26 protein-coding genes, 1 tRNA gene and 2 pseudogenes are annotated in these 25,183 nt (G+C 35.2%); 19 read left to right on the top strand and 10 right to left on the bottom strand.

What is annotated here, in order from left to right; genetic code table 11:
• Positions 1-109 precede the first annotated feature (109 nt).
• The 5 genes and pseudogenes from WKH12_RS01740 (at position 110) to WKH12_RS01720 (ending at position 4,862) form a co-directional block, all read left to right on the top strand.
• Positions 110-892 (top strand): MlaE family ABC transporter permease, encoded by a 783-nt coding sequence (locus tag WKH12_RS01740; RefSeq protein WP_434732487.1) that lies wholly within the window; start codon positions 110-112, stop codon positions 890-892.
• A complete protein-coding gene (locus WKH12_RS01735) occupies positions 885-1,589 on the top strand; it encodes an ABC transporter ATP-binding protein (RefSeq protein WP_434732486.1) in 705 nt (234 codons plus the stop codon). Before WKH12_RS01740 ends, WKH12_RS01735 begins: the two co-directional genes overlap by 8 nt.
• A 142-nt stretch (positions 1,590-1,731) precedes the next feature.
• Positions 1,732-2,229, top strand: coding sequence for a hypothetical protein (locus WKH12_RS01730; RefSeq protein ID WP_434732485.1), 498 nt, complete (start codon positions 1,732-1,734; stop codon positions 2,227-2,229).
• Between the two features lie 73 nt (positions 2,230-2,302).
• Positions 2,303-3,466 carry a 1-deoxy-D-xylulose-5-phosphate reductoisomerase gene (gene dxr / locus WKH12_RS01725; protein ID WP_264731948.1) on the top strand — a complete coding sequence of 388 codons (1,164 nt, stop codon included), beginning with the start codon at positions 2,303-2,305 and terminating at the stop codon, positions 3,464-3,466.
• A gap of 243 nt (positions 3,467-3,709) precedes the next feature.
• Positions 3,710-4,862, top strand: a pseudogene (locus WKH12_RS01720) (transposase).
• Positions 4,863-5,371: 509 nt separating this feature from the next.
• Here the strand turns inward: WKH12_RS01720 and WKH12_RS01715 are convergent.
• Together WKH12_RS01715 and WKH12_RS01710 are read right to left on the bottom strand one after the other, a co-directional pair.
• Positions 5,372-6,211 carry a hypothetical protein gene (locus WKH12_RS01715; RefSeq protein ID WP_434732484.1) on the bottom strand — a complete coding sequence of 280 codons (840 nt, stop codon included), beginning with the start codon at positions 6,209-6,211 and terminating at the stop codon, positions 5,372-5,374.
• Positions 6,212-6,291: 80 nt separating this feature from the next.
• Entirely contained in the window at positions 6,292-7,695 is a 1,404-nt protein-coding gene (locus WKH12_RS01710; RefSeq protein WP_434732483.1) for an NAD(P)H-dependent flavin oxidoreductase, read from the bottom strand.
• A 166-nt stretch (positions 7,696-7,861) separates the two neighbouring features.
• Here WKH12_RS01710 and coaE point away from each other — a divergent pair, with 166 nt between their 5' ends.
• Positions 7,862-8,449: a dephospho-CoA kinase gene (gene coaE, locus WKH12_RS01705; protein WP_253307192.1), complete on the top strand. Its 588-nt coding sequence runs from the start codon at positions 7,862-7,864 to the stop codon at positions 8,447-8,449.
• A 155-nt stretch (positions 8,450-8,604) separates the two neighbouring features.
• On the opposite strand, the gene WKH12_RS01700 is transcribed toward coaE, so the two are convergent.
• A complete protein-coding gene (locus WKH12_RS01700; RefSeq protein ID WP_434732482.1) occupies positions 8,605-9,783 on the bottom strand; it encodes a ribonuclease D in 1,179 nt (392 codons plus the stop codon).
• Positions 9,784-9,857: 74 nt separating this feature from the next.
• A pseudogene (locus WKH12_RS01695) lies at positions 9,858-10,369 on the bottom strand (IS3 family transposase); the annotation flags it as partial.
• Positions 10,370-10,446: 77 nt separating this feature from the next.
• On the opposite strand from WKH12_RS01695, the gene WKH12_RS01690 reads away from it, so the two are divergent.
• Positions 10,447-11,461, top strand: a protein-coding gene (locus WKH12_RS01690) for an IS630 family transposase (protein ID WP_434732009.1) whose coding sequence is annotated in 2 segments (ribosomal slippage) — positions 10,447-10,911 and positions 10,913-11,461 — 1,014 coding nt in all. Because the reading frame shifts where the segments join, the coding sequence is not laid out codon by codon here.
• Here WKH12_RS01690 and WKH12_RS01685 read toward each other — a convergent pair.
• Complete coding sequence (locus WKH12_RS01685) at positions 11,452-11,790, bottom strand: helix-turn-helix domain-containing protein (RefSeq protein ID WP_434732329.1); 339 nt, start codon at positions 11,788-11,790, stop codon at positions 11,452-11,454. The genes WKH12_RS01690 and WKH12_RS01685 overlap by 10 nt on opposite strands.
• Positions 11,791-11,802: 12 nt before the next feature.
• Between WKH12_RS01685 and WKH12_RS01680 the strand changes: the two genes are divergently transcribed.
• Positions 11,803-12,225 (top strand): penicillin-binding transpeptidase domain-containing protein, encoded by a 423-nt coding sequence (locus tag WKH12_RS01680; protein WP_434732678.1) that lies wholly within the window; start codon positions 11,803-11,805, stop codon positions 12,223-12,225.
• A 32-nt stretch (positions 12,226-12,257) separates the two neighbouring features.
• On the opposite strand, the gene WKH12_RS01675 is transcribed toward WKH12_RS01680, so the two are convergent.
• From WKH12_RS01675 to WKH12_RS01655, 5 genes are all read right to left on the bottom strand, one after another.
• Positions 12,258-12,884: an IS66 family transposase gene (locus WKH12_RS01675; RefSeq protein WP_434732481.1), complete on the bottom strand. Its 627-nt coding sequence runs from the start codon at positions 12,882-12,884 to the stop codon at positions 12,258-12,260.
• 18 nt (positions 12,885-12,902) lie between these two features.
• A complete protein-coding gene (locus WKH12_RS01670; RefSeq protein ID WP_434732480.1) occupies positions 12,903-13,613 on the bottom strand; it encodes a DUF6444 domain-containing protein in 711 nt (236 codons plus the stop codon).
• A 140-nt stretch (positions 13,614-13,753) separates the two neighbouring features.
• The gene (locus tag WKH12_RS01665) at positions 13,754-14,359 is read right to left on the bottom strand and encodes a CvpA family protein (RefSeq protein ID WP_253307316.1); all 606 of its coding nucleotides are present in this window, start codon (positions 14,357-14,359) and stop codon (positions 13,754-13,756) included.
• 57 nt (positions 14,360-14,416) lie between these two features.
• A complete protein-coding gene (locus WKH12_RS01660) occupies positions 14,417-15,004 on the bottom strand; it encodes a riboflavin synthase (RefSeq protein WP_434732479.1) in 588 nt (195 codons plus the stop codon).
• Between the two features lie 266 nt (positions 15,005-15,270).
• Complete coding sequence (locus WKH12_RS01655) at positions 15,271-17,058, bottom strand: hypothetical protein (RefSeq protein WP_434732478.1); 1,788 nt, start codon at positions 17,056-17,058, stop codon at positions 15,271-15,273.
• Between the two features lie 145 nt (positions 17,059-17,203).
• On the opposite strand from WKH12_RS01655, the gene pheS reads away from it, so the two are divergent.
• From pheS to ruvC, 11 genes are all read left to right on the top strand, one after another.
• A complete protein-coding gene (gene pheS, locus WKH12_RS01650) occupies positions 17,204-18,247 on the top strand; it encodes a phenylalanine--tRNA ligase subunit alpha (RefSeq protein ID WP_264735885.1) in 1,044 nt (347 codons plus the stop codon).
• Positions 18,248-19,540: a bifunctional UDP-N-acetylglucosamine diphosphorylase/glucosamine-1-phosphate N-acetyltransferase GlmU gene (gene glmU, locus WKH12_RS01645; protein WP_253307320.1), complete on the top strand. Its 1,293-nt coding sequence runs from the start codon at positions 18,248-18,250 to the stop codon at positions 19,538-19,540. It begins immediately after the preceding gene.
• Positions 19,541-19,611: 71 nt separating this feature from the next.
• Complete coding sequence (locus WKH12_RS01640) at positions 19,612-20,076, top strand: P44/Msp2 family outer membrane protein (RefSeq protein WP_434732477.1); 465 nt, start codon at positions 19,612-19,614, stop codon at positions 20,074-20,076.
• A gap of 330 nt (positions 20,077-20,406) precedes the next feature.
• On the top strand, positions 20,407-20,709 hold the full coding sequence (gene rplU, locus WKH12_RS01635) for a 50S ribosomal protein L21 (RefSeq protein WP_434732476.1): 303 nt from the start codon (positions 20,407-20,409) through the stop codon (positions 20,707-20,709).
• A gap of 10 nt (positions 20,710-20,719) precedes the next feature.
• Positions 20,720-20,989, top strand: coding sequence for a 50S ribosomal protein L27 (rpmA, locus tag WKH12_RS01630; protein WP_096617064.1), 270 nt, complete (start codon positions 20,720-20,722; stop codon positions 20,987-20,989).
• A gap of 9 nt (positions 20,990-20,998) precedes the next feature.
• Positions 20,999-21,075: transfer RNA gene (locus WKH12_RS01625), tRNA-Ile, on the top strand.
• 63 nt (positions 21,076-21,138) lie between these two features.
• Positions 21,139-22,311, top strand: coding sequence for a methionine adenosyltransferase (gene metK, locus WKH12_RS01620; RefSeq protein WP_434732475.1), 1,173 nt, complete (start codon positions 21,139-21,141; stop codon positions 22,309-22,311).
• Positions 22,312-22,436: 125 nt separating this feature from the next.
• On the top strand, positions 22,437-23,111 hold the full coding sequence (locus tag WKH12_RS01615) for a TenA family protein (protein ID WP_353288874.1): 675 nt from the start codon (positions 22,437-22,439) through the stop codon (positions 23,109-23,111).
• 43 nt (positions 23,112-23,154) lie between these two features.
• Entirely contained in the window at positions 23,155-23,814 is a 660-nt protein-coding gene (locus WKH12_RS01610; RefSeq protein ID WP_264731414.1) for a TenA family protein, read from the top strand.
• A 47-nt stretch (positions 23,815-23,861) separates the two neighbouring features.
• A complete protein-coding gene (locus tag WKH12_RS01605; protein ID WP_341822789.1) occupies positions 23,862-24,689 on the top strand; it encodes a cytochrome c oxidase subunit 3 in 828 nt (275 codons plus the stop codon).
• Complete coding sequence (gene ruvC, locus WKH12_RS01600) at positions 24,690-25,178, top strand: crossover junction endodeoxyribonuclease RuvC (protein WP_253309367.1); 489 nt, start codon at positions 24,690-24,692, stop codon at positions 25,176-25,178.
• Positions 25,179-25,183 lie beyond the last annotated feature (5 nt).

Here is a 25,183-nt window from a genome sequence, read left to right as displayed (position 1 = left end):
ACATCAAGTATGTTGAACTTAAAACATATCTCAGCTATACTTTGCGATAAAGTTAATAAAAATTTTAATAAAATCAGTAAGACTAACCTCTAGCTAAAATGAATACAAAGTGAGCTTTTTTGATATAAATAGTGTTAGAATAATTGGTAGGTACTTTATCAATTTTTTGTTAAGGCTTGGTAGTGCATTCATATTTTTTATTCAATCTCTATACCACTGCTTTGTGCCACCATATTATTTTAGCAACGTAGCAAAACAAATTATAGAGATAGGCTTTTTCTCTCTGCCAATTGTTGGGCTCACTGGAGTTTTTATAGGAGCGGCGATAGTTTTACAAAGCAGCTTGAGTGACTCATTAATTAACCAAGAGCAGATAATACCCAAACTTGTTACGATCACTATCATTAAAGAGTTAGGACCAGTTTTGATCAGCTTAATAATGGTAGGGAAGGTTGGATCATCAATTGCAGCAGAAATTGGTACAATGCGCATCACCGAGCAAATAGATGCCCTTACAACTTTGAACATCAACCCTTTCAAGTATTTAATTGCACCAAGGATTTTAGCGTCAATCATAGTATTTCCCATACTTACAGTATGTGCAGATCTAATAGGAATATTTGGAGGATGTATCACTGCAGTCTTCGAATTTAACCACAATTTAAATATATACATTAAATACACAGCTCAGTTCTTTAATATGTACGATTTTATTGTTGGGCTAATAAAAGCAATTGCTTTTGGCGCCATAATTTCTGTCTTAAGTTGCTATTACGGTTATCATTGCAAAGAAGGTGCACGAGGAGTAGGTGTTGCTACAACATCAACTGTTGTTTTATCGTCCATACTGATCATTTTAGCAAACTACATGATTACTTTGATACATGCGTAACCCCATAATATCAATATTGAACTTAAGCTTATCTTTTGATGATAGGACAGTACTAAAAGATCTAAGTTTCGATATATTAAAAGAGGAATCATTAGTCATACTTGGCGGCTCAGGAAGCGGCAAATCTGTACTAACAAAAACAATTATCGGCTTGCTTGCTCCAGACTCAGGGTCTGTTAAAATAAATAGTAAAAGCAAAAATAAATTTGGGGTTTTATTTCAAAATTCCGCTTTATTTGACTACGTTACAGTGTGGGAAAATATATCTTTTAATTATAAAAAGCGCTTTAATATCAGCAAAAAGGAGGCAAAACAGCTAGCAATCGAGAAGTTAAATGATGTTGGACTGGAGGAAAGCATAGCAGATATGTTTCCAATAGAGCTATCAGGTGGAATGAAAAAAAGAGTAGCACTTGCAAGGGCGATTGCACACAATCCAGAAATCATCGTATTAGATGAGCCAACTTCAGGATTGGACCCAATTATGTCAGATATAGTAAACGAGATAATAATAAAATTATCTAAAGATCTTAACACTACAATTATCACGATTACACATGATATTCATAGCGCATTTAAAATAGCTGATAAAATAGCAGTATTACATGAAGGGGAGATCATTTCCCATGGAACTGTTCAGGAAATACAAAATACTAATAACGAATATATAAAGAAATTCATTCGTTATATAAGGTAGCAGACATTGGAATTCGGATTTTTTCAAACTGGGTCCTATATAAGATGACAGAAATTGTTTGTATTAGCTATATTCAAAAGCTCTATTGATATTTTGCAATATTTGTGATAAAATAATAGCTTAAGGTTGAGAGTAAAAATTTATGAGTGAAGCTCAAGGTCCAAATATTGCAGAATGGCAAGCGCAGCAGCAACACCAAGAAGCCGCTGGTGAGAAAAGTGGTTTTGGTCTTGGTCATAGTGACTCTGTTTCAACAGTCGTGGATGGAATGAAATGGTTGTTCAACTTTCATGAAGGAGCAATTGCTGCTTATAGTAACGTGTTTGAAAGTTTGGTAAGTGGCAGTAGTTTAGTAACACTGTTTGGAAAATCAGGTAATATGTTTGGCATAAAATTTCTTGAAAGCATTGCAGAACATTTTTCAGGTGGAGGTGGGGAAGATATGCCATCAGAAGGAATGGATATGGCTCATGGTGATGAGGGACCTCACTCAGATGATTACCCTCATGCCAATAATGAAATGGCTCATAATGCTGATGGTTTGCAAGACATGCATGATGCAGGTGATCACCATGGTCAATCTTTTTCACCTGGTCCTTCACCATCTGTTGGCGATGACCACGTACATGAACTTGGTTAAACGCTTAAAAACTGCTGAATAGTATGCGAGAAGACCTAATAAGAAAAGTTGCTATTGTTGTGAGTTTGTCTTAGTGAAAAAGGTTTCAGTTTTAGGATCAACAGGAAGTGTTGGAAAAAAGACTGTAGATTTGCTCTCAAGGAGAAAAGAAGAATACCAAGTGGAAGCACTAAGTGCCCATTCAGACTTTGCTCTACTGGCACACCAAGCAAAACTGCTGAATGCAAAATACGTTGCTATCTCCGATGAAAGGTTTTACAAAGATTTAAGAGAAAACCTACTTGGTACAGATGTAAAAATAGCAATTGGCGCTACAAATATTGCTACCATACCTGTTGATCTCTCAGTTGTTGCAATAATTGGCATTGCAGGCCTTGAACCAGTTATGCACATCATAGAAAGCGGTACTAAAGTCATTGCACTAGCAAACAAAGAAAGCATTGTTTGCGGTGGAAAGTTATTACTCAAAAAAGCTAAAGAAAAAAACGTACAAATAATCCCTATCGACTCTGAACACAACGCAATTTTTCAAGTTTTGCAAAATGACGACAAATGCGTAGAAAAGATCATACTTACTGTTTCTGGTGGACCATTCTTAAACTATAGTTCTGAGCAATTAAGAAATGTCACGGTAGATCAGGCGCTTAGTCACCCCACTTGGAATATGGGAAGGAAAATCTCAGTTGATAGTGCAACAATGATGAATAAGGCACTAGAGATAATAGAAGCACATAACTTGTTTAACATCAGCCCGGATAAAATTGAAGCAATAGTGCATCCTGAGTCAATAGTACATGGAATTGTAACTTATAAGGATGGGTTCAACTTTGCTGTGCTTGCAGAAACTGACATGGCAATTCCTATTTCATATGCTTTGTCTTGGCCGGAAAGATCAGCTTTAAATCGTAAATTAGATTTAACAAAGCAAGGAAAATTGACCTTTCAAGAACCAGACCATAAGCGTTTTCCTGCGCTAAAGCTTAGCATGGCAGTGTTAAACTCTTCTGCTCCACAAACAAACAGTATTGTGCTCAATGCTGCAAATGAAATAGCTGTTAATGAATTTTTGAAGTCACGAATTGGCTTTTTAAAAATAGTAGAGGTAGTGGAATCAACAATGGAAAGTTTTGATAGTTACACTGATATTAATTCACTATCTGATATAATAAATATTGATTGTGAAAGTCGTATTATTGCTAATAAAATTGTTGAAAGTAAAGTTGTTGCGTATAGCTAGAGTAATGTAACCAGACTGCATTCTGTGATTTTAGCAAAACACGATCTTTCATTTGAGCTTTCTTCAATTTAAAATAAATACAGAAACTAGCTATCTTCAAAAATATGGTTGAATAATTGTATCCGTTCAGGCAATGGCATCAACTTAAGGGATGTTAAGGAGTAAAATACTACAAGAGACAGCACTTTTGTTTCTATTTTATTGCAACAAAAAAGTTTAAAATGTGTCATTTTTAGGTGAGGCATGCAAAAAGGAAAAGATCTTATCTTACAAATTAAAAATGCAATATACTCGAAAACTTTTCAGAAAATCCATTGTGTTGAGTTTTACACGAACAAGAAAACTTCTTTTTTCGACAGTATTTTCTATAGTTAGTTAAAAAAAGTTTGGGAATAGAATTTGAACTTATGGAGCCATTGACATGTACCCTCAAAGCAAGCTTTTTCTAAAGCAAGGTATAAGATTTGCCATACAGGCTTTCAAGAATTTAAGCATCCAAACAGCCTATCAGGATGAACCTGAGTATGGAACTTGGAGAGGCTATAGACTTATTGCAGCAGATGGTTCTGGTATTCAGCTCTGAGGAAATTGTATCCGAGTTTGGCCGCTTTAAACCAAATGGAACAACAGGCACCATTGGCAATTTGTTTGTTGATTTGTGTACTTCGCTGATTTGTAGTGCTCGTCTTGCGGCTTGGAATATAGGTGAACAAACGTTGGCGGAAGAGCAATTACCCGAAGTTATCACTCAAATGCGTTCATTAAATCAAGAGAAATTATTATTTATCTATGATCGTCTTCAGTAAAATTCATTCAGCAGCATGATGATTTGGAAGTAGATTTTATTTTTCGCTTGCAAAAAAGAAATTATAGCAAGCTATGGGAACGCTGGCGAATTAGATTTTGATTTTATATTGGAAAATGAAAAGCTAAAAAATAAAATGAAAGGACAGAAAGTAAGAGCTGACATTAGCCAACGGAGAAACAGAGTTTTTGATCGAGACTTTGGAGTAAAGCTTATGTATTAAGGTGGCACATAGAGGAGTGCTATAAACGACTCAAAGTAGGAGCAGAGTTAGATAATTTTTCTGGAGAGGCTGTATTACAAGAATTTTGGGCAAACTTGGTCATGTGCAATATATTATCGCTTCATATGTGTGATGCACAAGGGCCTTGGAACCCAGATCAAATTGCTGAGTATCGTTTAAATTTTTCAGTTTTATTTGGTGTGATGAGACAGAAACTTTATCAAGTGCTTGTTGCGCCAAAAGATTTTCAAGCCCTTTTTGATAGAGCAAGTATACGCGCTAAAGTTAAGATCCGACCGGGAAGATTGTATAGCCGCGATAAAGTAGATAAGCCTAAACGCCATCATGTCTTTAGGAGAGTTTGCTAATGTATGCTCTTAAGTTGACGCCATTGACTGTTCTCCCTCGTCATACCGCCGCGGTATCTCTAGATCCCGCTAACAAGTAGCGGGATGACGAGGTTATCGTCATGCCACCGCAGACCGTCATACCGCGATTCATTCGCGGTATCTCATCAGCTAACAAGCAGCGGGACGACAGCAGTACTACGTCATACTACCGCAAACCGTCATACCGCCGCGGTATCTCTAGATCCCGCTAACAAGTAGCGGGATGACGGTTGTCAGGCTAGCTGTCATCCCAGTGCCCAGACACTGGGATCTCATTTTACTCTATAATGGCAGTGCCTCTATGATGTAAGGAATCCAGTTTTTATGCAATCTCATCAAGAACGTTGTGTTTTAACGTAAGGTTGGCTACTTTTACACTCACTAACTTAGCTGGATCCCAGTGTCTGGGCACTGGGATGACGAGAAAGGAGCACTGGAATGACACCCTCCTGATGGGCCCAAATCAAAATGTTCGTACAGTTATGGGTTTAGCACACCTTATAATTCTCAAACACCCCACTCACATTAGAATCATTAAATTCACTATAAGGAGGAGCGCTTGGAGGAGAGTAAGGAGGTGGTCCATAATTCCTAACTGCTTCTTTAGCCTTCTCAATATTATCTGATTCTTTCTCATGCTTCATATGAAAAGCTAAACCACCAGCAAAACATACGAGAGAATTAACGCCAAGGATAACTAAACCCCACACTGGATAAACAGCACAAGCTACCAAAGCCGCTAAAGAAACAGCGCCAACCGCAAATTCTATATTCCTAAGCATCTTAAGCTTATTATCAAGATAATCTATTTTTTCTTCTTTTCTAGCCGCTTTTCTGCTGCTGTTATACCAAAAACACATACCAGCATGGAAAGCAACACACACAACTGCAGCTACCATACCTAAAGCTAATAGCTTTCTACTGTCTTCCGAGTCTTTTTTCTTATCTTCTCTGCTTTGATGGCTACCACTACTGAAACCAGGGTTATTTATAACTGTAGTATGACCACCAAACAGGCTGCGAAGTAGTAAATAATCCCAAAAATCTAAACCTCTATCATTGTGTACATGTACGTGTGTAACCTGAGGGCCTGTAGGTTGCCTGTTATTCCCTGCGTTATATTGATTATTTCTGCTTCCTGTATCGTGCCTATTGCTTGAATTTGGATGTGTAAATTTTTCATACGCATTTTTAAAATTCTCCTCACTCCAATTTGTGGTGTTTTGCGTATTACAAAATTGTAAAAACTCTTTAACATTACTGTTACTACCAGATTTTTTTATATAGGCTAACGCATACCTTTTTAAAACACTATCACTTGCTACCATAAATACCCTCTTAAGTTAAGACTAAATTAATAAATACTTATTATAACAAAGTAACGTCTTCTTGTCAAATCAACCATAACTTAATACCCAGTTAATATCCTTTCCAACAGCTCTTTTACTGTCGGTACGTAGCCATTCTCATAAAACGGATCTTGCTTAAATTTGTACACATTGTGCCCGGAAAACATGAGTTCATTTTCAATATTGCCGTCATGTATAATGTTTTGCAGTGTTTTTTGTATACAAAAACTCCGTGGATCTGGCTTTCGTCCTGTTGAATGGTCGCCGTGATCCTTCCAATTGCTAAACAAACAATGACTTAAGCATCCCATACAATTGATTTGATCTTGTCTTATCTCTGCAAATTTGCCTGGCGTCACAAAAATAACAGTTGTATCTGGAGTTTTCATTGCTTCTGTATACCCTGCTTTAGTCCATGTATTTGCCAGCTCTTTGTCTTTTGAAGTAAGGTAGATCTTCCTACCTCTGCTACCCATTGCAAATTCACTACTAAATTCTTCGCTGGCATTTTCTGAAAACTTTATTTGACGTGAATTCCGTTTCTGCAACTCACGTATGAAGTTATTTTTTACTGCAGATGAGTAAAACTCTGTTGGACTGAATTTATTTAAAAATACATCACCTTCTTCTAAAGTGAGTAGCTTCTTTTTCCACTCTGCAGAAATTGGGCTTTCTTTCGTCAAAAGTGGACGAGTGCCAAACTGAAAAGCTATTGGTCCAATTTGCAGATTGTCAAACCAATGTTCCCAATCTTTCAAATGCCACACTCCTCCTGCCATAACAATTGGTGTTTCTGAAAGACCGATCTCGTTCATGAAAGATCTAAGCTCTGCAACTCTTTCAAATGGAGCCTGTGGTAGCTCTGGGTCTTCACTGTTACTGAGTCCATTGTGCCCTCCAGCAAGCCATGGATCTTCATACACTACTCCACCAAGCAAACAGGAAGATATTCTTTGGTAAGTACGCTTCCATAATGCTTTAAAAGCACGCACCGATGAGACAATAGGGTAATAATAAACCTGATATTTAGCTGCAATTTCTCCAAGCCTATAAGGCATACCAGCACCGCAGGTAATACCATGAACTAAGCCTTTTGCTTTTTCTAATATGCCATGAAGCACGCGTTCTGCTGCTCCCATCTCCCAAAGCACATTCATATGTATTCTTCCATGACCTTTTGATATTTCATTCGCTATTTTTGCCTGACTGATTCCAGCTTTAATACTATACTCAATCAATTCACTGTGTTTTTCATTTCTTGTTTTGCCTTTGTAAATCAGCGGCACTAACTCACCATTATCATCAATAAGCTTAGCATTTGCACCAGAAAACGTACCCACAGCATCTGCTGCAGCAAATGCTCCACTTGACCTTCCATCACTGATTGCGATGCCTTTGCCGCCCTCAATGATTGGCCACACTTCCTTTCCTGAAATTACTATCTTTTTTATCTTATTTTTCAAAACTTCCTCGCAATCTTTCACTCTATTTTACTTAATTACTAAAAAAATAATAGCTGTTTATTTTTTCTTTTATCATCAGAGCCTCTGCATAGCCAAATTTGGGTTTTGAGTAGACACAGCAGCTACTGTAATATAGTTTCGAAAGAAGTCTAATGTATTTTGCTATATGATCATAGGTCTAACAGGCGGAATTGGGGTAGGAAAGAGCTTTGTAGCTAATTGCTTTCAAGAGTTTGGTGCTGCTGTGTTTGATGCTGATTCTGTTGTACACCAACTTTATAAAGTGGATAAAAGCATAATAAGTTATGCAGAAAAAAATTTTCCTGGAGTGGTAGTAAATGGTGAAATAGGTAGAACAGTACTGTCTAAATATTTCTTAGCCTACGATGAAAATTGGAAACAATTTCAATCTTTGGTTCACTCTGCTGTGCTGCGTGAATTAGAATTTTTTATTGCCAAGGAAAAAAAGATCGATAGAAAGCTTTTAGTTTTAGATGTGCCACTTCTATTAGAAACAAAATTTCATTCATACTGTGACCTTATTATTTTTATCTATGCAGATAGCGTTGTGCAAGCTCAAAGACTTAACGAACGCAACATAGATAAAGAAAAGCTAAATTTAATCTTCAATGTTCAGTTATCTATTGAGGAGAAAAGGAAGATGAGTGACTTTATTATCGACACCAGTGTAAGCAAAGAGTATGTTTTTTCTCAAATAAAAAAAATAGTGGATTCATTAAACCTCAACACGTAGCTCTACGTCATACCGCCGCAGTATCTCTTGGCCGCTAACAAGCAGCGGGATGACGAGGTTATCTTCATACTGCCGCGAACCGCCATACCGCCGCGGTATCTCTAGATCCCGCTAACAAGCAGCGGAATGACGATTGTCGATAAATCTAAGTTACTTTAGCAACAGTTATTCTCCACCAAATTACTCCGAATTTTAGTTGTATTATTTGCGGATTTCACTGCTGAAATCTCAAATTTTGAGCTTGTGTTCAAAAATGATTCAACTGACCTGCCAAAAAAATCGTATCTCCACCCCTTGAATAGTTTATCTATCTGCCCAGATATTGACCCGGTTAACTCATCTTTTGAAGAAACTAATTTCCTTGATATGTTACTTTCTTTACATTTACTATCTAAAATAATTGAGAGTATATCGAATACAGATTTGTCATAATTATTCGGTAAGATGTTGTTTTGCTGCATCCAATTTTTTTCATTTTCATTAAAAATATTCACAAACTCTAGTAAATCTGCATCTTTTATATTTTTTGCATTCCTCTTGAGATCATCTAAAATCTCATCAACATGCTCTACATTTTTTTCAATAAAACCAGCTATTACAGCATTATTAATTACTTTACTACGATTCATATTATAGCGCTGTGCTAAGGTCTCTTGCCATTCACTAACTGCTTTAACAGTTAATACCAATCTTGGATTTGTTTCATAATTAAATTTAATTCTCTTCCATGCATCTTTTGGACTATGTAAATACTTATTTATATTAACTATTGATTCCATCTCTTCTTGAAACCAACACATCCTATTATTTTCTTCAAGTTTATTGCACAATATTTGGTATAAGTCATATAGGTGTACCACGTCGTTTATTGCATAGTCTAACTGATCCTCGGACAACGGACGCCTTAACCAATCTGAATTTTTAGCTTTAATTTTATCCAGCACTACTCCTTGATATTGCTCTACTACTTTTGAGTAACCAATAAAGTCATGATAATAATGACAAAACATAGCGGCAACTTGGGTATCAAAAATGGGAGTGGGAATACATTTAAACACAGTGAGTAAGGATTCTATATCCTGCCTGCAGCTATGAAACACTTTGGTTATCCCCTGATTTAGCATTATTTTCTTAATGAATGATAAATCAATTTCTGGCACTAATGCGTCTACAATAAAACTCTTCTCTCCGTAAGAAATTTGAATTAACGATAATTTTGGGTAGTAGGTTAAATTATTTCTAATGAACTCCGTGTCAACTGCTATAAATTTCGGCTTTTTTGCTATTAATTCTTCACACGTATCTTCCAGCTCTGATGTTGTACTAATTAGCATATATTTTTCACTTGGTGGTTCTACTTTATCTGACCTTACCCAGAAAAAGTAGAGAGAAAGTTAAGACGTTTTTGTCATGAGAATGATGCATCAAATTGTGCAGGAATGCAATAATTAATAGTAGAATGCCTACGTTGTTTGTTATAAAAGATTTCTATGTATTCAAATATGGCAGTTCTGGTTTGTTGAGCGAAAAGTATCAATAAGCAGCTCCCTTTTGAGTGAACTTTTCTGCAACAGAGTTATCGTAACAACATCCCTTATGGCTCATGCTGGAAATGATGTTTTTTGTATTCAATAGAAATTGGTAATTTTGAGAGGTATACTGTGACCCTTGATCGCTATGTAACAGCAGATTTTTATCGGGTTTGCGCTTATTAACGGCCATCAATAAAGAGTCAACAACCAATTGTTTATTTATTGAACTGCTCATTAACTACCATGCGTGAATATAGATCCTGCCAAATATAGCCATCCTTCTTTGGTTTTTATATAAGTAATCCCATATTTTATTTGGTTGATCGACAATAAAGTTTTGGTCTAATATATTGAGAGCTACGACTCTATTGTCCGTTTGTTGCTTCTTATACCAATTCCTAAAAATAAATAGAGGAATAAAGAAAAATTTCTAAAATAGAATAATTTAAGAATTAGTGGGGAGTTATGGCAGGAAAAAGTAAAGCAATAGGAGAAGAATTATATAATAAGTGTAACCTGGAATTAAAGAAGCACGGCATAAGAGGAGAGATAGGAAGAAGATTACAGGCAATAATATCTGCAAAAGAATATGGAATAACAAAAGTTGCTCAAATATACCGAATTACTAGAACTACATTGATGAAGTGGATTACAAGATTTAAGGAAGGAGGAGTCAATGCGTTTAAAATACAACCAGGACGTGGAGTAAAGCCGAAGTTGAGCTACAAGCAGCAAGAAGAAATTAAAAATGTCATAGCAGAAGAAGGAGCCAACCTAACGGCTAAGAAATTAAAAATCATAATTGAGAAAATGTTTTCTATTGAGGTAAGTAAGTCTACAGCACATAGACTGATGCAAAAGTTAGGTTTTTCGTATATTACTCCAAGGCCTGTGCACAATAAACAGGATAAAAATAAACAAGAAGAGTTTAAAAAAAAATCTTAATGAAACTATTGTCACGTATCCCGAAAAAGAGCTATTTTTCTTCGATGAGTCGCGGTTTGGCACACATTCAAAGATTGGACACGGGTGGTTTAAAAAAGGCATTAGGACACAGGTTAAGGTAAAATTAGGTAGGCAAAACTTTTATCTCTATAGTGCAGTTAATCCTAGAAATCGAGAGAGTTCTAGCTTATTCGTACCAAACGTCAATACTGATTGTATGAATATATTCCTTGAGCAGATGTCACAATATTTAGGAACAAGGGAGGCATTTCTTGTTGTGGATTGTGCAGGATGGCATAGATCCAAAGGTTTAAAAATACCACAAAATATTACCTTAATCTATTTACCTCCATATTCACCAGAGTTAAATCCAGTAGAGCGTTTATGGCAATATTTGAAAGACAATCTCATTAAAAATAGAATATATGACTCTGTTAGTTTATTGGAGGATACTGTATGTGCATTCATTCGTAATATTACGGAAAGTTCGATCAAAACCATTTGTTCTGTGAGTTATTTGCCTACTTATTTATGAGATTTGGTATTAGCCGTTAGGTTGGCTCCTTCTTCTGCTATGACATTTTTAATTTCTTCTTGCTGCTTGTAGCTCAACTTCGGCTTTACTCCACGTCCTGGTTGTATTTTAAACGCATTGACTCCTCCTTCCTTAAATCTTGTAATCCACTTCATCAATGTAGTTCTAGTAATTCGGTATATTTGAGCAACTTTTGTTATTCCATATTCTTTTGCAGATATTATTGCCTGTAATCTTCTTCCTATCTCTCCTCTTATGCCGTGCTTCTTTAATTCCAGGTTACACTTATTATATAATTCTTCTCCTATTGCTTTACTTTTTCCTGCCATAACTCCCCACTAATTCTTAAATTATTCTATTTTAGAAATTTTTCTTTATTCCTCTATTTATTTTTAGGAATTGGTATAACTCCTATACATCTTGCACAAACTGCAGCAGCATTAATCAACAATGGGGTATTTCATAACGCAACCTTGATGTTGAATAAAAGAAGTATAGGAGAGCAAATTATCTCAAGAAGAACTTCCAGGGAAATGAGAAAATTATTACGCGCAGCAGTAACAGATGGCACTGGCAGAAAAGCAAAAATGAAGGCATATTCAATAGGGGGAAAGACTGGATCGGCGGAAAAAGTTGTAGATGGTAAATATAGCAAAGATGCAAACATAGCGTCATTTATAGGAGTGCTAACCATGCTTGACCCAAGGTATATAGTGCTAATTGCTATTGATGAACCTCAAGGGATACACCATACCGGGGGGTAACCGTTCACGGATTGTGAGAATGAATTAAAGAACTAAGCAGTGACAGCTACTAGATTCTGTAGCTTTTGAAAGGGGTTCTGGCCATTTAGACGTGATGTCAAAAATATCGACAACATTCTTTCCACGAATCTTTCTCCACGTTCTGACCAGGTGAAAAAGCTGTTTTTACGATAAATTACGTACCGTCTAATTTGCCGTTCTGCAAGGTTATTAGTTGTTTCTATCACTTCAGGTTTTCTTAAAAACTTCCACATCATATCCTCAGATCGTAACATCTTAGCGGCCATTCTTGAAGCTTGAGTGCTATTTGCAACCCTCGTCATTTTACGTAAAAAATGTTTTACCCTTTTCCGAATTTTTCGCACCAGTCGATAAAATCTCAAATTATCTATCAAATTTTGTTTTTTTGCCTTATCTACTACAAACACCTTATTGCTGAGCGATTTTAGTGCTTGGCCAATTTTGCTCACTTCAACATTTTTACTATGGGCAAATCTCTCAAAATCTCTTGCCAGATGTGCCCAACATATCTGTCTATTTTCACGATTGAAGTAATTGTATACAGCGTATCTATCGCTCACAAATATACCATCATATTCTGGCAGTAAACTCTTCAACACCTTCTTACCACGAGACTCGCTTACCTTCAGAAGTGTCAACGCTTTGTTTGTTATTACTCAACTCCAGCCTCTCTTTCCTTGATTTCTGTGCCCTGTTTCGTCTATATGCAAATACTCGCTTCCTTGCAACTCTTCCTTCATTTTCTCATATTCAGATGCACACTTCTTCGATACCCTGCGTTCAGTATTTGAGACTAAACCAAGGCTTATATTTAGATTAAAAATACTGCCCAAAATTTGCTGTACCTCTCTTTTTGAGTTAATAAAAAAGCCGCTAAGGCTGCTTATAACTGTTTTAGCATTGGGTCCTAGAAAATCTCTTGCAACACCTTCGGGTAAATTTGCTGTAATTCTTTTATTACATACTCTACAATGTCCTCTTTGCAACCTGTACTCAGTTACAATTGGCTTAATTTCTGGCAACTCTGCCTTCTGATGAATAATTTCATCTTCTAAAGTAATCTTACCTCCACACATACAAATTGTATCAATTGTGCATCTCACTACCTCGTCTGCAGCCATTAATTCACGCTTATGCACCTTATGTCCTGGCTGACCTCCTGGTTTTTTATCACTTTTCTTTTTTGCTTTCTTACGATATATATCTCGTGATGGTGGCAGCGATGAATTTTGCGAATTTAAGCCCAATTTGTCTTCTAATTCAACTATTTTTGCTTTCAAGCTATCATTTTCTCTGATCAGTGCTTTTATTTCTTCCTTGAGATTAGCGTTTTCTGCTACAACCTTTTCTTGCAGCACTGTTGTCATTTACCCATTCCATATTTAGCTTCCTATCTCTTTACACTTTTATACTTACTTTGTAAACCACCTTATCTCCGTGAACGGTTACTAACCTGACACATATGGCTTTTTGAATACTCCTAATGAACATATTTATAAATAAATATTTACTCTTCTTTTTTATTGTTTTTGGGTTTTTCTTGATCAACCATTTCTCCACCGATCTCTTTTATTTTTAGTATCAACGACTCTGGTACATACATGTCAATTACTTCTTCTGCTGTCACAAATAAAGCCTGATAAGAGTGTGAATTTATTATCCAATTAGGCAATATGTCTTCTGCTTTTATTTCAGAATGTTCCTCTTTTTTGCCATATTCTTTTTTGTCATATACTGTGTAGCAATATAAGTGCACAGCAAAAAATAATACATAAGAGAGCAATATTCCTTTAAGCACTCCGAGAAAGATTCCAGTAACTCTATCGATAAACCCCAACCTTATGGGTGATAATATGTACATTAGCCAGTTGTTTATTATCATGAATATAAGATTAAGTATAATAAATACAGAGATTGTAGAAAGTATGTTTAGTATAACTTTAGAATCAAAATATTTACTATAATTTGGAGTGAAAAAATCATAGTGATTAGCTGTCAGAAAAATTGATAAAAATAGAAACATTAGTGCGCATAGCTCTTTTATAAAACCTCTAGTTACCGAGATTATTACGCATAGAACAACAATGAAGATAATTAGGCTATCGAAAAGCATATTTTATATCTATATGGTTTTCAAGATATAATAGTTGTAAATAACAAGGTTGTAAAATTAATTGTATTTATGCTGCATCAATTGATCTAAATACCTAGCGATCATGTCAATTTCTAAATTCAGATAATCATTTATTTTGTTGTACTGAAAAGTTGTATTTTCCCATGTATAGGGAATTATATTTACTATAAATTCCTGATTAATAACTGAATTCACTGTGAGGGAAACCCCGTCTAGTGTAACGGAGCCTTTTTTTGCAACAAATTTAATTAATTCTTGTGGGCACGATAGTTTGATTTCATGAGAATCTAAATTTCGCTTAATTGTTAAAATTTTTACTACCCCATCAACATGACCCTGAACCAAGTGGCCATCGATTCTGTCGCTTAGCCGCATTGCTTGTTCTAGGTTTATTTTTTTTCCTATTCTCCACGTATTTAAGTTAGCAACCTTCATAGTTTCTTGAGACACTTGAACTGTGAATACATCGTTCAGTATGTTCACAACAGTTAAACATACACCAGAGCAAGCTATTGAATCTCCTTTATTTATAGAGGACAAGTTTTGTGCCTTGATATGGAAAGAATTGGAGTGAGTGGTAGTATCAGTTATAGTTCCGATATCTGTGATAATTCCTTTAAACATATGGTGAAAATAAATAATTTTACCATGAAAAATTTTTTACAACAACTTATTTCTATTTTGTTATAGCTAAAGTAATTCTGGTTTACCGACAATTTAAAAAACGACAAATTCGTCATCCCGCTGCTTGTTAGCGGGATCTAGAGATACCGCGAATGAATCGCGGTATGACGGTTCGCGGCGGCATGAAGATAAGCTCGTCATCCCGCTACGTGTTAGCGGGATCTAGAGATACCGTGACGGTATGACGTAGGAAAACTGAGCCTGCACTAGCTATAGGCGCGAGAAAGGGGATCGTTTTCACTTACTTGCTTAACAGATTCTATAGAATATTCAGAATATATAAAGTAAGCTAAACTCAAAACACATAATGTAATCAATGTTGGTAACCCTATGTTCAACGCTAACCCAATATTTTCTCTTTTTTCTGGTGGCACTAATCCTTTTAACATTGACACTTTTCCTAATGGAAAATGCCATAAGCAAAGTGTTGATGCAGATGCTACTATTATAAATAGACAAAAATAAGCCTTTTTTGAGGAAAATACAGTTTTTAACGGTGATTTGAGTGTAATGTTAGTAGGTGGTAGAGTTTTAGCTTCATTTGTTGCTGGTGAAGGATCTTTAGATTTATTTATTGGTAAAGGGTTTGTAGATTTATGAGGAGTATTTTCATGTTGCGTAGGAGGTTGTTGTATATAAACACCTGAAACTAATTTGAGCAATTGCTCTTTTTTTTTATATACTTGCTTATGTAAATACTCTTTTGGAAAAGAAGACTTGCCAGCTGGTTGTGGTATTTCTAGTATTTCTAATACTTCTGATATCTCACCTGACTCTAATATTTCATGTAATTGTTTATCTTGAAAATAAACAATATTGAATATTGAGTTAAAAACATTGCGAAATGTTTCTGGATCTTGATTTTTGTATCCATTCATCACTTCAATAAATATTTCATCGAGTTTTTTTCCCCTGCGCTCAATCTGGTTATCTAACATAGCTACTCTAGCATCATTTTGTGCTTGTTTTATGGCTAATTGTTTTTCTTTCTCTGATAGTTCTTTGGTCTGCTTTTTTGACTTCTTTTTTCTGTTAGCCTTAAAATACTCTGTGTGCGAAGTAGTTTGACCTACATTCTGTTCTGCTCCTTGAGGTATTGGATTTCCTATACTACTTGTCATCCAAGTAGCTGACACTGGGGTCCATTTTTCTTTTTTTTTCTGGATTCCAGCGTCAAGCGCTGGAATGACACCAAATGGTATATTGTTGCTCTGTATAGAAGGTTTTGGTGTTCTTAAAAGGGATAACCTTATTACATCATTAAAAAAATTGGATAAGGGAAGGAAGACTCTATATTTTGGTATATTAGCTTTTATTGCAGCAGTAACCACTGGAGCTTTACAATTTACTTTGCTTGCTACGTTAAAGCCAAACGAGCCTGTAAATGGTACAATTTGTCTATTTTGTGCGTTTTTTTGCTTAGTTTCACTCTGTTCTTGTCTGTCTTTATTTTCTGCTTCTTTTACTTGTAGTGTAACTTGACTCTGTTCCTCATTTTCAGTTTTTTCTGCATGTTTTAGCTTTTCATTTAAAAATGACCCTATTTGGTGCAAATTATCTAAGTTAATGTCTTTAACATTTGTTTGTAGTATGATTGTTATTCCTTGCAGAAGGATTTGAGACGGAGCATTATTTACGAATTCTTCTACAGTTTTATCACTATTAGTTTTACAGTAGTTATTATATAATTCACTGCTTTCTTTTGGTACTTTTATGTTGACTGTAAAATTTTTTTCCCGAGAAAGGCAGATTTTAAAAAAATCAATTAAAGATTTTATTTGAAATGGTCTTGTATTAAAGGTGTCTTTACCTGTTGCTGTTAGCTCAAATGAAAATTCTTGTATATTACTTTCAATACTTCTCGAGCGAATGGTACTGATCTTAATTATTTTGCTAGAAAATGCTTTACTTATGTTTTTGGATCTTTCCTTAAAGAACTTAGGTAAATCCTCTATTTTGTACTTATTATCAGTTTCAGTGTCACTGTTGTGCATGGTTGATACAGCAAATTCATCAACGCAAAGGTAAATAAAAAAAACTAATTGGTGAATAAATTAATAATCAAAATGGGACAGTTTTTAGATTGTTGATGCTATTCAAGATTTTACTATAATTAAAGTTTAAGCCAGCGTTTCTAAGATGAATAAAGAGCTACTGAATGAAATACCTTCACTTGAAGATAAAGCGGTCTCTGAAATTGAGAATGCTTCTTCTTTACAAGATTTAGAAAAAGTCAGGCTATCATATTTGGGAAAAAAGGGTGTAATTAAAGCTTATTTTGACAACTTAAAAGAGATAGAAGACGCAGGAAAAAAGCGCAATTTAGGCGAAGTTATCAACGTTTTACGTAATAAGCTAGATCAGCTTATAATGAATAAGGAAAATGCACTAAAAGCCGAAGAAGTTAACTTTAAATTGCAGAACGAGGCGGTTGATATCACGTTGCCCGTTAGACCAGAAAAAATGGGCAAGGTCCATCCACTCAGTAAGGTTCTAAATGAAGTAAAGCTTATTTTTGCACATATGGGTTTTAAAGCAGTTGATGGCCCTGACATTGAAGATGAATTTCATGTATTTGATGCACTGAATACTCCAAGTCACCACCCTGCGCGGGAGGAGCAAGATACCTTCTACTTAAAGAATAAAATAAACGACAAAAGAATGGTGCTGCGCACTCATACCTCATCTGTGGAGATCAGAACTATGGAAAAAGCGAAAACTTTTCCGATTAAAATCGTATCTCCTGGTAGAGTATACAGAAACGACTTTGATGCAACTCACACCCCTATGTTCCATCAAATAGAGGGGTTATATGTCAATGAGAATGTCAATATGGGCCAGTTAAAATTTACTATTCATCACTTCCTTAATAAGTTTTTTGGAGATAAAGGGCTGAAGATACGTTTTCGTAATAGTTTTTTCCCTTTTACCGAGCCTTCTGCAGAAGTGGACATAAGTTATAAAGGTAGTAAATGGATAGAAGTACTGGGATGCGGTATGACGCATCCAAATGTATTTCAAAATGTTGGAATAGATCACACTAAATACAGCGGTTTTGCGTTTGGCATTGGTATAGAAAGGCTTGCAATGCTAAAATATCAAATTAGCGACTTAAGGAGCTTTTATGACAACAAAATCAGCTGGCTTGATCATTACGGTTTTCATTTTTCATCTTTAAGATAAGTGATAAGTAAAACTCATACGTTCGTTATACTTGCTGCAGGGCATGGCAGGCGGATGAATTCAGATTTGCCTAAGGTCCTACACAAAATAGGCAGTTTTTCCATGCTCCAGCATGTCATTTACAATGCAAAACAGTTAAATCCTGAAAATATTGCTGTTGTAGTTGATCTGCCTTTAATTGAAAGACTAAAGTGCTTTAAGGATATACAGTTAATTACACAAGAATTAACACTTGGCACGGGAGATGCAGTCAAAACTGCGATGAGAAACCTGAAAGAATTGCCAGATTCGAGCATAATTATTGTGCAGTATGGAGATACCCCACTCATAAAAAGCAGCACAATAACTAAAATGGTTAGTTGCTTAGAAGGCAAGGCTCTAGTTTGCCTAGGTTTTAGGACAAGCAATAAAGAATACGGTAGGTTAATTATTGAGAATGGTTCCTTAAGAGAAATCGTAGAAGCAAAGAGTGATAAAAATAATCATGAAGAGTTTCTTGCAAATGCTGGAATAATGGTTGCATGTGCAAAGAATTTACGTGAATTGGTGGAGAAAATAGAGTGCAATAGCTCAACTCATGAATATTATTTGACCGATATAGTTTCCATTGCAGTGAAGAGTAATTTAAATGTCGGTTACGTTATTACCGGTGGAGAAGAGGCAACGGGAATAAATAACAGAAATGACCTTATAAAAGCTGAATTTTACTTTCAAGAAAACAAAAGAAAATTTTTTACCAACTCTGGAGTAACGCTTGTTGCTCCAGAGACTGTTTTCTTTTCTCTTGATACGCAAATTGCCAGAGATTCAGTTATTTACCCATATGTTTTTTTCGGTACTGGAGTGAAAATAGAGTCTGGTGCGAAAATACTGCCATTTTCGCATTTAAAAAACTGCTTAATTAAAAGTAATGCTGAGGTCGGTCCATTTACCAGAATACGCGGAAACACAACAATTGGTAATAAGGCAAAAATAGGAAATTTTGTGGAAGTGAAAACAAGTGAAGTTGGTCAAAACACTAGAATAAAACACTTAAGTTATATAGGAAATGCTAAAGTAGGGCAGAGGAGTAATATAGGAGCAGGTACTATTGTTTGTAATTATGATGGGAAAAAGAAACATAAAACGAACATAGGAAGCAATTGCTTTATTGGTGCCAATAGCTCACTCATTGCACCGCTTAATGTTCATGATGACTCTGTAATTGCGGCAGGTAGTGTTATAGTGGAAGATGTACCAGAAAAAAGCCTTGCAATAGCAAGAGAAAAGCAGGTGATTAAGAGAATAAAGTAATTCGCTGTAATTATATTATTTTTAATGCTTATATTTGTATACATGCGTATATCAATATTTGGAGGGTAAAAATGAAAAAATTACTTACCTTAGTAGCTATATTGCCTGCTGTTTCTTTGTCAGTACCATGTTTTGGAGTTGATTGGGTTAGAGATAGGATCTATACTTCTTCGTCATACAGTTCTGGCAATTTTAGTCATAGTATCGGTTATCACTACACAAACAGCGTAAAAATTTCAGTTGAGCCTATGATTTCAGTTGCAAATATTTTTAAATATAGACTGCAAGGAGGAATTTTAGCAAATTTATGTTATCATTACGAGTTTACAAACACGGATATCACTCCGTATGTCAATGTTGGTATAGGCGCTGCTATCGATTTGAGTAAGTTAGAATTTGGTTTCTCATATAAAATAAGCTCTGGTCTGGACCTTCCGCTTTCTTCAAGGACAAGTGCTTTTGCTGGTTATAGTCTATTGAAAGCATTTGAAGATTATAATCATGGATTTGAGCTTGGAATAAATTATAACTTATAAAACCCCAGCTGAATAGCAACAGGTTGTACTTTTTTCAAATTGAAGCTGAATTTTTGCTAGATAATTAATAAGCCGTATTATGGAGTTTTAATTAGAGACCTACCGCAAAAGCAAAGTGAGGGAGATTAAAAATGATCAAGTTTTGCTTCTGTTCAAAACAAGATTTTTTGAGAATTAATTATTGTCTGAGAAAAAGCAGATAACAAGGTGAAAAAAGATAGAAGTATTTAAGTAGCTCAGAAGGAGCATTAAGTCATGTTTTTTATTTATATTGACAGCATATATGACATCGTTTACGATTAAAGTTAATAACAATAATTTATATTTATCATGTTTGCAGTAATTGAGACTGGTGGAAAACAATATTTAGTAAAAGAAGGCAGTATAATAAAAGTAGAGAAGTTAGAAGTTGAAGAAAAAAAAGAGGTAGAAATCAATAAGGTGATTTGTATTTCAAATAATGGCTTATCTTATTCATCTAATGCTACTGTTAAAGCTGAAGTATTGGAGCAGTGTAGAGGAGAAAAAATTATAATCTTTAAGAAGAAAAGAAGAAAAAATTACCGTAGAAAGACTAGTCATAGGCAGTATATAACTGTTCTTCGTATCAATGAAATTAATCTTCAAAAGTAAGAGGTAAGATATGGCAACTAAAAAATCAGGTGGTAGTTCCTGTAATGGTAGAGATTCAGCAGGTCGTAGGTTAGGAATAAAGAAGAATGGGAAGGTTATTCCTGGTAACATAATTGTGCGCCAAAGAGGCACAAAATTCCATCCTGGGAAGAATGTTGGTATAGGTAAAGATCATACGATTTTTGCTAAAGTAGAAGGCTGGGTCAGCTTTAGAAGGTCAGCAAATAAAAAGACTTTTATTGATATCTTGCCTACAGATAATATGAAAGCTTCAGCTTGAATAAATCAGGGGTCTGTAGCTCAGGTGGTTAGAGCGCACGCCTGATAAGCGTGAGGTCGGAGGTTCAACTCTTCCCAGACCCACCATTTAGTAATTACTAACTGTGTTTTTATAGCGGTTTTGGTATTGTATAAGCAGAAACCTAAAGCATGAGTTTATATAAAAATTTAGTAACCAGTGAGTCAGTGGCTGCTGGTCATCCAGATAAAGTAGCAGATCAAATTTCAGATGCAATACTTGATGAGTACCTTTTCACTGATCCTTTTGCGCGAGCTGCAATAGAGACTTTAGTCACCAAAGATAACGTTATTATAGCTGGGGAAGTATTCGGACCTAACATCAAAAATAGCAGGATTGAAAGTATTGTACGGAATACAATAAAAGATATTGGTTATGAGCATGATGGTTTCCACTGGAGAAAAGTGAAGGTAAATATACTGCTGCATGAGCAATCAAATGACATTGCAATAGGGTTGGATCAAGGTGCTGGCGATCAGGGCATAATGTATGGCTATGCAACAACAGAGACAGAAAACCTTATGCCAGCACCCATTTTTTATGCACACTCGATTCTGAAAAATATCATGAGCGCAGTTAAAGAAGCAAAGCTTGGTCCGGATGCAAAATCACAAATCACTTTGGCATATGAGAATAACCTCCCGGTACGTGCTGAAAGTATCATTGTCTCAATACAGCACCCTGAGGATTTGGATCAATCAAAAGTAAAAGAAATAATTTATCCTTACATAGTTTCATCTTTACCTAAAGGGTGGATATGTCCTGAGGAAAATCTCTTAGTCAATCCAACTGGTAGATTTGTTATTGGTGGACCGGTTAGTGATTGTGGATTAACCGGACGAAAAATTATGGTTGATACCTATGGAGGTTATATTCCACACGGTGGAGGGGCATTTTCCGGAAAAGATGCAACCAAAGTTGATAGATCTGCAGCTTATATGGCAAGATACCTTGCTAAAAATATTGTCTTTGCAGGTTTAGCTGAACGTTGTCTTGTGCAGCTTTCTTATGCAATTGGTGTATCAAAACCTACTTCATTCTATATTGATACATTTGGTACGAATGCGGTGGAGGAAAGAGTAATTAAAGAGTTTATCGAGAATAGTATAGATTTATCAACAAAAGGCATAATCAAGCATTTATCGCTTAATCGCCCTATATATAAACGTACAGCCTGTTATGGACATTTTGGTAAAGAGTCAGAAAATGACGGTGGATTTTCTTGGGAAAGCATGAACTTGTCTGCTGATCTTTGTAAAGAATTCAATATAGAAGGTAATAGTAAAATTTCTTTAGATTGCTAAAATTTTTGATTTACAGCCTCATATTTATATACTAGCTTATTGTTGAAGTATAATTGCTTTTTCATAATAATTATACTATATTAGTGATAATTATTATATTCAGTTTTTATTGTGAGGCTCATAAAATGTATAACGTAATAGAAGAAGAATTCTGTAGCATAGCTATAAAAGAATCATCTGATCTTATTGATAGAATAGAAGAACATCCTTTTTATGTTGAATTGATGAATGGCAAATTAAGTTATAAGAAGTTCAAGTTCTACGTTCAACAGACTTTTTTATGCTTAGTGGATTGCACTCGTGCTTTTTTAATTATTGCAGCTAGAGCTAATGATATTGAAACAATGGATAAATTAACCTTTATAGCTCGTAAAATATTCAGTATGCGAAGTCTATGCGAGGAGCAGTTTACAGAATGTAACTCATCCGATAATCACAAAAGATCGAAATCTAGTTCTGCCTTTATTGATTTCTTCATGCGTGCTGCATACCATAATTCAGTAGCTGAAGGCTTAGCAGCTTCTTATCCATGTTTTGGTATGTGTCAGATCACCTTTCAACATACGGTAAAAGATAGCATTCCTTCAAGCAATAAGTATAAAAAATGGATTAATCTCTATAATACTAATATAGTGGATAACACAGCTGATGCTATAACTGAGATTGTGAATAAGCTGTATAGAGAATCTAGTAATAAGGAGAAGAAAAAGATGCTCGAGTTTTTTCGTAACGGATTAGAACTTGAGGTAATATTCTGGGATGAGATGTATTACTCTAATATATCTAGCAAAGAATATTAGCAGCGGATTATTTACGTTGACTTGATCTTTATCGGTAACTACAGTGTTCAGTGGCATAATTAGGAGCTGTTACGGGTCAAATCTTTTAAAGGATATAATTGAGCATCCTTTTAATGTTAAGTTGGCGAATAACACCCTAAATATAGAGAACTTCAAATTCTATGCTCAACAAAAGACGTTGCTCTTAGGTGATTATATTCGTACCACCTTAATTACTGCATCCAGAATGGAAGATTATAGTAGTATTATCTCGCTTACTGAAGTAGCCCAAAGAGCAGTGACTGTTAATAGAGTGCTATATGACTACTACTTTACTATGTACAGTATAAGTCGTGGAAAGAAATCTCTTGAGTGTTTTAATTTCACTAATTTTCTTTTATCCATCTCGTATAGTAATACCTATGAGGCTATGACGGTTTTGTATTCTTGCATGTTTATATACAAGACTGTCGTTGATAGCATGAAAAATAGATTCAAAAAAAATAATAGATATAGGGATTGGTTTTATTTTTGTTACAGTGATTCAGTAAAGTCTGGATGCATTATTTTGGAAAATATTATTGATGGATATTGCAGCAGAGCAAGAGAAAATGAAAAGAGCAAAATGCTTGAGTTGTTTAGAATAACTGCACAATTTGTGTTAGATTTTTTGAACGGTGCATATAATTTTTCAAGATTCAATCAATTTCCTAAGGAACATTGACAATTTTAAGCTAATTTGTATCCTTAATAAGTATTTTTTAAAATGCTATGAAAAGTAAAGAACATGATTTTCATTTAGTGGATCCAAGTCCTTGGCCAATTGCTATATCAGCAGCAATTCTTATTCTTGCACTTGGATTAGTTGGCGCGCTTCATAAACAAATTTTCGGAATGTTTTGTTTAGTTCTGGGAATCTCCGCAGTATCAGGGGTGCTGTTCTATTGGTGGAGAGATGTAATAAGGGAGGCCATTTATGATAAATGTCATACTACCATTGTAAAACATGGACTCAAATTTGCAATGTACTTATTTATTCTCTCGGAGGTCGTATTTTTTATAGTGTTCTTTTGTTCATTCTTTAAAGCCTGGCTTGATCCAGTTTTTTTATTTGAGGCGTTTTCTCCTGCAAAAAAAGTTGAATGGCCCCCTGAGGGAATTTTGCCACCTGATCCGTGGTCACTACCATTCATGAATACATTAATATTATTGCTTTCTGGTACAACAATTACTTGGGCAAATCATTCTTTACTTGAAAATGATAAAAAGAGCATGATTAAAATGCTGTCCATAACTATATTGCTTGGGGTTTTTTTTATAATAGTGCAAGCAATAGAGTATCATGAAGCGAGTTTTTCTCTACAAGAAACAGGAGAAAAGCTTATTTATACATCCAATTTTTATATGATTACCGGTTTTCACTGCGCACACGTTATAATAGGAATAATATTTTTATCAGTGTGTTTATTTAGAGCGCGGAAAGGCCAGTTTACACCTCAGGACCATTTGTGCTTTGAGTTTGCCTCCTGGTATTGGCACTTTGTAGATGTAGTCTGGATGTTTTTATTTTTGTTTGTCTATTGGTTAAGCGTTTATTAAGTGGTTAAAATAATAGGTCTAGATCCAGGGATAAGCAAGACTGGTTGGGCCATTATCAGCCTGAACGAGAAAAATAATATTGAATTTTTGGGCGGCGGTACCATATCAACTGATGGTAAATTGGGTACAGGTGAACGCTTACATATAATTTTTGAACAATTAAAGAAAGTAATATTTCAGTATTCTCCGAATGAAGCTGCAGTAGAAAAAATTTTTGTTAATAAAAATCCTAAATCTTCACTAACTTTAGGATATGCAAGAGGGGTTGTAATTTTAGCGTTAAAAATAACAAAGCTAACTATGAATGAATATGATGCAAACTATGTAAAAAAAAGCATTACCGGAAATGGCCATGCTGATAAGGATCAGATTATATTTATGGTGAAGCAAATAGTTAAAAATTTGAGTATAAAATGTCACCATGCTGCTGATGCTCTTGCTGTAGCAATTTGTCATGCTTATACGAAAGGTTCTTGTTTTGTTGAGTAACTTTT

Origin of the sequence: Wolbachia endosymbiont of Zygogramma bicolorata (assembly GCF_051130665.1) — a bacterium.
Lineage (GTDB): Bacteria > Pseudomonadota > Alphaproteobacteria > Rickettsiales > Anaplasmataceae > Wolbachia.
This window is presented reverse-complemented; position numbering and strand designations above follow the sequence as displayed.